The following is a 9,982-nucleotide window of genomic DNA, read 5'->3' on the forward strand; positions in this document are numbered from 1 at the left end:
CAACTCTAAAGATAAAACCCCTTTTTTGTAATTAACCAATCGTTTTCAGAACATTTTTTAATTGTACGATATTGTTCTGTTCGCCGTCGTTCATCTTATAAACGAAAACGGTATTAATGACATTGTTAAAGCTTAATTTGTAATAGTGAATGTTTGTATAGTTATATAAATCTATAAGCTTAGTATTCAATACTGCAATTGTATTGCTGATTTGCAAAAAATCTTGGATACTGCTGATTGATTTAATTTCCTTTAATTTATATGGTATTTGATTATTCATAAGCCATTCGGTCACAGCTCTTGTATACATACAACCTATACTCAATACGAGCAATGTAATAGGTGTTTTCCAATCAAAATTGATGATATGGTCCTTACTTGAAATGACCTCGAATGTTTCAGTTGCAACGATGTCATAAGTTAAGTCGGGATATTTCTTAATAGGTTCACTAATGAGTGCACAATCTAATTCGGAATTGTGCACTTTTTGGTTTATGGCATTACTGGAATCTACGGCGAAATCCACATCCATTTGAATGTCGTTCATATTCAAAGTATTCGCGATATGGGCACCATAGATTTTCAAGGTTGTATGTGATGTGCCAAAATCCACTTTAGAGTTAGTTTGAATGGCACCAATGTTTTGTAAAAATTCTTCGTACTCTTGTGAAATAAGTTGAAGATAGTTTTTATACTGTATTCCGACGCTAGTGATTTTCAATCCTTGGGGCGTGCGTTTAAAAACAAGTTTTCCAATTTCCGACTCTATTTTTTTCACTTTAGCCGTAAGGGCGGATTGAGTATAGTTCGTGATTTCTGCAGACTTACTTAAATTTTGACGGTTTAATATTTCAATTTTCAATGCTATTTCTTTGATGTTCATATAGTTGGCACACCCTATAAAAAAAATTTATGAACCCTATCATTTTCCTCCATTTTACGCTTCTAGGCAGTCAGAGTAAACTCTAGTTAGCTTAATAAGTAAGGGAGACTAGATAATGCTAGAAGCTAAAAATAAGAATTTATCCCATCGAATTATTATTGAACGATACATCAAGCATAGGGGGAGAATTTCTTAATGCATACATATTATAAATGGTTAATCGTATTGGTGGCCACGTTATCCCAAACTGCAGCAACCTTTGTGACATATGGCATGGGACCCATCGCTGCATTTTATCAAATCGAATGGAATTTAACACCACTTCAAGCAGGCTTCATCGTTTCAGCAGTCAATATTGGACCGATGTTTTCAATGCTGGCGTTCGGTTACCTGATGGATAAAAAAGGGGAAAAACACATTATCGGGTGGGGGAACATTTTATTGGGGATCTCAGCTTTAACGCTAGTTTTTGTAAATGATTATATTGTATTGCTGCTTTTATTATTGTTGGTCGGTATATGGTATGGAAGTGCTCAAACCGGTGGAAGCACGGCCATCGTAAAATGGTTTCCAAACGAACATAGAGGTCTGGCTCTAGGGATAAGACAGACGGGAATACCGATTGGAGGATCTTTAGCCTCTGCAGTTTTATCCTATACATATTATCATTTCAATTTGTCATCAGTACATATAGTACAAGGGATCGTAGCAATAATCGGAGGGCTGCTCTTCCTATTATTATATAACGAACCAGAAAGAACGAGCGAAACGGGATCAACCTCGGTCGGGTTCAAGGAGAAAATGAGTGTCATAAAAAATAATAAAGAGTTATATCCGATGTATATAGTCGGTGTTGTGATGATGTCATTACAGATGATTATCATTGCGCATTTTATGAGTTATTTGCATAACGAAGGGGGCTATTCATTAACAGAGGCAGGAAAATATTTAAGCGTCGTTTTAATAGGTGGTATCGTTGGACGGGTAGTCATCGCATGGGCGAGTGACCAATTCTTTGAAGGTAAAAGGGAAAGGTTATTGCTTATTGTGATGGCTGTTACCGTAATTCTTACAGTGATGCTGCCACTTATCATGAATGTTGAAATGGAAATCTTGATGCTATTATTTTGTTTACTTTTGGGTTTTGTAGCCATTGGTTGGTATTCCATTTTTATTGCTTGTATCACAGAGCAATCGGATTCACGTTTTATAGGTTTAACGGTAAGTTCAGCATTGACATTAAATCAATTATTCATTGTCATAGCACCCTCTTTATTCGGTTTAGTCGTTAATCTATTGAACAGTTATGAACAAGCCCTATATTTGGCGGGAATATCTGTAGCTTTGGGAGCGATTAATTTATACAGAGTAAAAATAAAAAAAAGAATGGATCATGGGATCACCACAAAGTTTGATCAAATTAATACAAACAACCTTGATAAATGAATAAATAGAAAGGGCATGTTTTGAAAAAAGATTAATCAAAACATGCCCTTATACTATTTAATTGGATTATTGTTTTATAAAAAAGATTGATCATTTTTGTGTTCCTTAATCAACTAACGCACCCGTTAGTTGATTAAGAAAATTCATTTTTATGGGAATAATAAACTCTATCATCAATTGAAAAAAGAACTTCGAATAAGAAAAACATAGGGAGATTTTAGTCTTCCTATGTTTTCATTCATATTATTTATCTGTTTGTTTTTGCTTCTTTTTCAAATACTCCGCACGTATTTTTTCAAGATGCTGCTTTTTATCAAATTTGGCAGGCGTCTGTTTTTCATGAAACTTTGTCACAGCTACCTTACCTTTGGTATCCAATTGATATTTTCCCACTTTGTTCACCTACTTTGCTTGTCTTTAAAGAAAATCTATTCAACAAATATAATATACCTTATTTTACTGAAGTAAACCTTATTACTTTATTAGTGTACTGCTAACTTTGCATATATATCAGTAAAAACATTAAAAACTTAGTAAAATAATTCATCGCCAAATGGTATTCATTTCATTGCTATAATCAAAATAAAATGCCTTGACACTCTGCATAAGCCTCAATAATTCTATTTCTTGTTTGTTCAGCTCTCTTCCAAAGGTCCAATTGTTCGGTAAATAAGGTTTAAAATATTAAAACAATCTAAGTCTACTCCATCTTTTAAATGGTTCTTAATGCTAATAACCATTACGTTCTCGATTACTGCCCCTTTAGTTCCATAACAAAAGGCTGCCTAAAAGACAGCTCCGATCTTCAGTTAACGCACCCGTTTGTGAAATAAACACCTTAGAGAAAAATCACAATAAATAGTAATCCTACACCAATAAGAACTCCACCAATTAACTCAAAGTTACCCAATATGAAGAACAATTTACTTTTATTTTTAAAATCGAATGAAAGAATCCTTTTTCTTAACCAAAATCCAAAAATGACAATAAATAGAAAAGAAAAAAGAAGTAACATTGGATTATTTTTAATATAGAGTCACTCCCATTTTTTACACCTAGCAGAAATTATTAAATAATACTGATTGATTTTGTACTCATTCTTCATTGGAATAACTATACACTAAAATAATACCTTCTTGAACTAACCTGCCCCTTTAGTTCCAGAAGAAAAAGAACTGCTAATCAGCTCTTAGCATTGAAGTAAAGCATACGTTAGTTCAACAAGATTTTTTTATTTATTTCTTTAATTGGCATAATATTAGAAGGAGTTAATTCTTCAGACTCAATTACAATTGCAGTTAGTCCAGCGGGAGTTGGTGAATCATGCTAAAAAATATAAATATTTACAATTTTTGATCTTTATCCATCCGTTTTGCCATTACGCCCCAAGAGAAATAAAATAATAGAGTGATGGCTAAAATTATGAAACCAGCTTGTGTGATATACATAAAGTCCCACTCTTTAATTTCCTTCTCTTCCTGACCATAAAAATCTTGAATTACATAGTTGGAAGTTTCATAATCCATAAAAACGTAACAAATTATTCCTCCTATTATTACTCCAACTAATAATGATAATAAGAACTTTTTCAATTTTGTGTCCTCCTGCCCTTTATCACATATGAACTGAGGATAAAAATCAAAAAACCAAAAATCCCCATCACATAGTGGCTTTTTTCTTATAAAAATCTCCCCATAACCAACTTAAAAGTGAATGAAATACTACGAAACAGAATGCGTATGCTAAATTCCCTAACCAATTTATCGTTTGCCCCCTGAAGTATTGTAGACCAGAGTTTGCAATATATATGAGTATGAAACCCACTATATAACTAATGAAGAATCTTTTCTTTGTTGTTGCCATAATACAAACCACTCCTATTATTTGGCAGGTAATCCAACTAACCTGCCCCGATAGTTCCATAAAGAAAAAGCTGCCTTAAAGACAGCTCCGATCTTAAGCTAAAGCACCCGTTAGCTGAATAGTGCTTTATTTCAATCACTCTTTTTATCAACTTCTTCATAAGGTATTTCTTTTCTTGACTCTATTTCTTGAGGTTCGCTTGAGTAATTTCGAACTAATCCATTATTGATGTCATCAATAGGTGTATATTGATTACTTGGTATTGTTTTATTCTTATTAAACATCCTAAAAAGAGTAAAAATAATCACCCCGATAATTAATGCAAGTACAAAGTATTGCATTTAACCTCCCCCAATCAAAAAGTCGATACCTACATTTTACCATATATTTCATACTCCTTATGGAACTATCCTGCCCCGATAGTTCCATAAGAAAAAGAGCTGCCAATTTCAATAATAGATTTATTAGGAAAACTTGGAATTTAAGTTGTTGTATATTAAGATAGTATATGATTAATATTTTCCATTATATAGGAGGAGGCATATGAAAAAGAAAATTCTACATACGGTACTTTCGATTGCAGTAGGAGCAGGGATACTATCCGTTGGTGGTGATCCTACCAAAGCTAAGAGTCAAAATCAGGAGATGAATGACACATACGCAATAGCTTTTAAAAGTGGATTACCAGAGAATTATCAAGAGGTAATACGGAAAGCTGGTGGTAAAGTAACCAAAGTTCTTCCCGAAGTTGGAGGAATAGAAGCTCAATCTGACGAGCCTTCTTTTCTTAAAAACCTAAAAGGTAATTCTTCAATAGAAGCTGCTAACAGAGAAATTCCCCTTACCTTAAACAAATCTGCAGTCAGCCCTTATAACTATGGATCTAGTATCATCAGCCAGCAAAATTCAGAGAGTTATTGGGACTCCCAATGGGATATTCAAAGGGTGACCAACGACGGGAAATCATATGATTTAGAAACAGGCGGATATAAAAATAACGATGGCAGTATTACTCATAAAGCAGTGGTGGGAGTGATTGATACTGGAATTGATGAGTCTCATCCTGATTTAAAGAATAATATAATAGGTGGACGTAATCTTGTTCCTGCTGGAATGGATGAATCTGAAACAGGTGATCCTACTGATATAAAAGATCGCAATGGGCATGGTACTCACGTTGCCGGGATCATTGGAGCAAATGGTAAAGTAAAGGGTGTAGGACCAGATTTAGGAATCAGATCCTATCGCGTATTATACTCAGAGCAAGCTCTTGGATTACCAACTTGGATTATAGATGGAATAATTGCAGCAACAAATGACAAGGTAGATGTTATTAATATGTCTCTTCGTTTCTATAATAATAACAAAATGACAATTGAGGGAGAAAGCTATAAATCAGTCGCTGAAACGTTACTTTGGAAGAGAGCAATTCAATATGCAGTAAAGAATGGAGTAACTGTAGTAGCCGGTAGTGGTAATGAAAGTTTAAATTTAGATGACAAGAAGGAAGTTAACGAATTTTTAAACAAATTGTATGAACCATATGGAATGAGCGTGAAAGGTCCTGCAACTGTGGTACCAGCACAAATGCCAGGAGTTATTAATGTGTCTGCCTCCACAAAATGGTCCACTCAACAGCTTGCTTTCTACTCTAATTATGGAAACAGTGCTATTGACGTGGCAGCTCCCGGAGGAGATTATGGGCCTGAATATGCAGAAACCAATGATCCTGCGGCGGCTGATCCAAGTAACTTAATCCTAAGTACTTGGCCTACCTATTTAGGTACTTCATATGAGTTTAATGCTGGTACTTCCATGGCTACTCCTCAAGTAGCTGGAATTGCAGGAGTTATTAAGGCAGCTCATCCGGATTATAAACCTGCCCAAGTAACAGCGCGCATTAAGCAAACAGCTGTTGACTATGGAAAGAAAGGACAAGATGCTTTATTTGGTTCAGGAGAAGCAAATGCTTATAGAGCATTAGAAAATATAAAGAAGTAGCTTATGTTTCAAAATAAGATGAAATATTAAAAGTACAAGGAAGATTCTTGATCAGAATCTGCAACACGAACAGTAATTGGACATGAATATATCCATAAAATAAGGTTTCTTTGCTCAACAAAGAAACTATATGCCCGAAATATAAAAAACAAAAACACATAAAATGCGTGAAGCCATATTCTAATTATCACAACTCACCAGTTAAAATTCATTCCCAACTTAATTGTTGGGATTTTTTTGTTTTATCGCTTAATTACAATTTCTAGTCCGAGTAAAAAAACATTCTCCAATTTGTGTTATGGACCTATACTGACCCCGATAGTTGCATAAGAAAAAGCTGCCTTAAAGACAGCTCTGATCTTCAGCTAACGCACCCGTTAGCTCAATAGCAAATGAATTACAACTCGTTATTCTCCCAAAGCTCGACCAGTCGACCTTCAGGATCTTCAATCCAAATAAACTTTCCAAATTCACCAATCTCTTTTTTCTTTGCAAGTGGTACACCAATATGTTCAAGATGCTTAATAGTCTCGTTTAGATTATGTACTTGGAAATTTAACATCACTTGTTGTTCTGTTGGAAAATAACTGTCATTCTCGGTAAAGAAAGAAAAGATAGTCTCATTCCCTAATTGGGGTTTTATCACAGTCCCATTCCAATTGTCTATTTCAATCTTCAACACTTCACTGTACCATTTTTTTATAACTTCAAGATTCTTAGTTCTCCAAAAGATTCCTCCAAAACCTTTTATCATCGTATCTAACTCCTGTCTGTCTTCAAATTTTTAGCTATCCGATTACATTAGATATTCGAGATTTAAATTTAAGTTCCTTCTTCAACTATACTGCCCCGTTAGTTTACGTACATTTTTTCACTTACTCAATAAAAAGAGTCGTTTTCCCTATAAGAGAAACGACTCTTTTGGTAAATATGACAACAATTTGACCAACATTGTATCCCTGCAATTACTTTATATATATTTCAGAATCGGATACTACTTCCTTCACTCTATTGCGTTTTAAAGCAGTACTCATTATCACAATCATGCTTACTAATCCAATCCAAACAAGAACAGAAACAGGCGTACTCCAGGTTAAGCCTTCCCCAAAGAAGAATAATCCACGAAGCCCTTCTACCATAAATCGCATTGGCAACCAAGAATAAATCCAATCCCGATAAAATGGAGACATCATTTCAGGTGCCATTGCCAGTAAAGGTGCACCGAAGAAAAGCAGTAAGATAAAAATAGGCATACCTTTAAGCCCCAATAGTGAAAGTACAGCTAATATCATTAGAAAAAAGCTAAAGGATGTTATTGATAAAAATAAAGCCGTATCCATGAAATTCGGGATATTTAAACCAACCATACCATCTGCTATCCAGGTTAAGCCAAATCCAATTACCAGAGCTACAACGGCACCCATAAAAATTTGCCCTATCTTTGTGACAAGGTTTTCTTTTCTAGTGCGAATCGGCATTTTGCTAATGGAAATAAAGATTATCGCAGCACTTGCCAAACTAGCCATCCATAATGGCTGGAATAAGGAAACAGGAGCATTTCCATTCGCACTATTCGTGCCGATTTCATTGACATTTGTGACTTTCTTAGCGATTGGAACTGCAAGGCTTGCTGCCTGTTTTGCAGTCAAAGTTGCTCCTTGTTTTTCAAAACCATCAAGCAGTTGTTTTCGGACAGTGTTGTTCATGTTATCCACTACTCCATTCAAGAACTGTCCTGCCATCGTTGAAGCAGCCGTATTCATACCCTGATTAATAAATATTTGTACTTCAGTTGCAGAAGGTGCTGGTGTCCTTAATGATGCCTGATTAGCACTGAAGTCTTTCGGAATGACCAATGCTGCATAATATTTTTGTTCATCCATTCCAATTTGTGCTTCCTCTGCTGTTTTTACTTCAACCCACTTTACAACAGGGTCTTCATTTGTTGTTGTATTTTTATCCATTGTTTCAACGATGGTTTTACCCATATTCATTTCTGGTTGATTAGGAATTTCCACTCCTTCATCCTCATTTACGATTGCAATCGGCAGATTTTTCGGTTGTGATTGAACGGATGGAAATAATGTAAGTGAAAAAATAAAAATAACTGCCAATGCGATGATCGGCGAAACCAATACCAATTTATTTTTGAACATATTTTACTCTCCTTATTTGGGTTTATATTATAATAAAGAACAACCTGTTGTTTTATTTACTACATTCAAATTATAATTGGGGACTAGTTCTGTTTCAATAATCAAAAATGGCACATGTGTTGGTTACGGAACACCATTTATAAATGTGTTGATTAAAATTAAGGAGGAAGTAGCTTGCGAGATAGTAATACGGATTTACGGGTCATTCGAACAAAAGAATCCATCCGAGATGCACTAGTTGAATTGATAGATGAAAAAGGGTTCGAAGCAATTACGGTTAAAGACATAACAACTAGAGCAAAAATTAATAGGGGTACATTTTATGCCCACTACCAAGACAAATTTGATTTAATGACGAAATGCGAAGAAGAAATCATGCTTGAAATGTCCAGACTTGTAAAACAGAACTTCCCAGGTGTTATTGCCGCACTTGAAACCAACTCACCGACTGCAACAACATTTTCCCTTTCAGTTTTAATATTTGAGTATCTTAATGAGAATAGTGGTTTTATGAAGGCTGTGTTAGGTCCAAAAGGCGATTTATCTTTTCAAACAAGATTGAAAGACTTTATGTGGAAAACATTTCTTGGAAATAATCCAAACGCACTTATTAAGGAGGAAAATTTACTTGTACCAGGACAATATTTTGCTTCTTACGTTGCATCTGCACATATAGGTGTAATTCAACAATGGTTGGATAGTGGCAGGAAAGAATCCCCTAAAGAAATGGCTCGTATCCTATCAACCATTACAGTTAATGGTCCCTTCTTTGCAGCTGGTTTGAAAAAATAAATCACACAGGGATTAAGGGACAATACTATGAAAAATAGGTACTGTCCCTTTATTATTAATATGATTATGCAACTAACCTATCCCGATAGTGAACAATAAAAAAGCTGTCGCAATGGCAGCTCCTATCTTACTGTATGGCACTGTTAGTTTAAAAAATAATAGTTATTTTTAAAATAATCTTCTTATCAAGCCGTCACCAAAAAACAATACAATTGCACAAATTACTAAAAACTACCAACCAAGTCCTTTCCAATACGTTGTAGCTAAAATCGTAATCAGAAAATACCAACCTATAAAACCTTCATTTTAACGCCCTTTCTTATACAATTGTACTCAATCCAAATACAGAACATTCAAAAAGTATATGACCTTATAAAAAAGGCCATACCCTTCTTAAAAGGAATATGGCTGGTGATATAGAGTTACTTTCATTATGGAAAGCGTATTGCGTTAATATCGACATTTATAGCACTTGAGGAGGTTACATTTGTTGCTACTGTATAAGCGATTCTAATTTCATATGTTGTAGTCCCAGTGACAGCAGCAGTATTTACATTAGTAGATGCAACAGGAAATCTTGATGTACCTGCAGCACTTACACTTCTTTGAATGGCACGTGTATCAATTAAAGTCCCATTACGATATAGCCTAGTTTGAAAGGTGAAATTTGAATTTGCCGTTGTAACCACATCAATTGATACTGCAAAGTCCACTTTAATGTTCTGGCCAACAGTAGTTGGTACATTCATTGTAACCACTGTCGTTTCGGTTCCAGTAGTTGTGAGGGCGATTGGACCAGCAGCTTCTGCAAAAAATAATTGAGGAGTTGCACCTGTGGCTC

The 9,982-nt window shown here is 34.9% G+C and carries 9 protein-coding genes and 1 pseudogene; 3 read left to right on the forward strand and 7 right to left on the reverse strand.

What is annotated here, in order from left to right; genetic code table 11:
- Positions 1–31: 31 nt before the first annotated feature.
- Positions 32–883, reverse strand: a complete 852-nt coding sequence (locus tag ACIROD_RS03030) for a LysR family transcriptional regulator (protein WP_402937818.1) — start codon at positions 881–883, stop codon at positions 32–34.
- 195 nt (positions 884–1,078) lie between these two features.
- Between ACIROD_RS03030 and ACIROD_RS03035 the strand changes: the two genes are divergently transcribed.
- Entirely contained in the window at positions 1,079–2,329 is a 1,251-nt protein-coding gene (locus ACIROD_RS03035) for an MFS transporter (RefSeq protein ID WP_402937821.1), read from the forward strand.
- 243 nt (positions 2,330–2,572) lie between these two features.
- Here ACIROD_RS03035 and ACIROD_RS03040 read toward each other — a convergent pair whose 3' ends face one another.
- The 3 genes from ACIROD_RS03040 to ACIROD_RS03050 form a co-directional block, all read right to left on the reverse strand.
- Entirely contained in the window at positions 2,573–2,722 is a 150-nt protein-coding gene (locus ACIROD_RS03040) for a hypothetical protein (RefSeq protein WP_094246623.1), read from the reverse strand.
- Positions 2,723–3,672: 950 nt separating this feature from the next.
- A complete protein-coding gene (locus ACIROD_RS03045) occupies positions 3,673–3,921 on the reverse strand; it encodes a hypothetical protein (protein WP_402937826.1) in 249 nt (82 codons plus the stop codon).
- Between the two features lie 402 nt (positions 3,922–4,323).
- Positions 4,324–4,533 carry a hypothetical protein gene (locus ACIROD_RS03050; RefSeq protein ID WP_402937828.1) on the reverse strand — a complete coding sequence of 70 codons (210 nt, stop codon included), beginning with the start codon at positions 4,531–4,533 and terminating at the stop codon, positions 4,324–4,326.
- A gap of 202 nt (positions 4,534–4,735) precedes the next feature.
- On the opposite strand from ACIROD_RS03050, the gene ACIROD_RS03055 reads away from it, so the two are divergent.
- Positions 4,736–6,193 carry a S8 family serine peptidase gene (locus ACIROD_RS03055; protein ID WP_402937831.1) on the forward strand — a complete coding sequence of 486 codons (1,458 nt, stop codon included), beginning with the start codon at positions 4,736–4,738 and terminating at the stop codon, positions 6,191–6,193.
- Between the two features lie 397 nt (positions 6,194–6,590).
- On the opposite strand, the gene ACIROD_RS03060 is transcribed toward ACIROD_RS03055, so the two are convergent.
- Both ACIROD_RS03060 and ACIROD_RS03065 read right to left on the reverse strand, forming a co-directional pair.
- Complete coding sequence (locus ACIROD_RS03060; RefSeq protein WP_402937834.1) at positions 6,591–6,947, reverse strand: VOC family protein; 357 nt, start codon at positions 6,945–6,947, stop codon at positions 6,591–6,593.
- A gap of 211 nt (positions 6,948–7,158) precedes the next feature.
- Positions 7,159–8,349, reverse strand: a complete 1,191-nt coding sequence (locus ACIROD_RS03065; protein ID WP_402937837.1) for a YhgE/Pip domain-containing protein — start codon at positions 8,347–8,349, stop codon at positions 7,159–7,161.
- A gap of 174 nt (positions 8,350–8,523) precedes the next feature.
- On the opposite strand from ACIROD_RS03065, the gene ACIROD_RS03070 reads away from it, so the two are divergent.
- A complete protein-coding gene (locus tag ACIROD_RS03070) occupies positions 8,524–9,141 on the forward strand; it encodes a TetR/AcrR family transcriptional regulator (RefSeq protein WP_402937840.1) in 618 nt (205 codons plus the stop codon).
- A gap of 431 nt (positions 9,142–9,572) precedes the next feature.
- On the opposite strand, the pseudogene ACIROD_RS03075 reads toward ACIROD_RS03070, so the two are convergent.
- Positions 9,573–9,982 (reverse strand): annotated as a pseudogene (locus tag ACIROD_RS03075) (hypothetical protein); the annotation flags it as partial.

It is taken from the genome of Peribacillus sp. NPDC101481 (genome assembly GCF_044767165.1).
Classification (GTDB): domain Bacteria; phylum Bacillota; class Bacilli; order Bacillales; family DSM-1321; genus Peribacillus.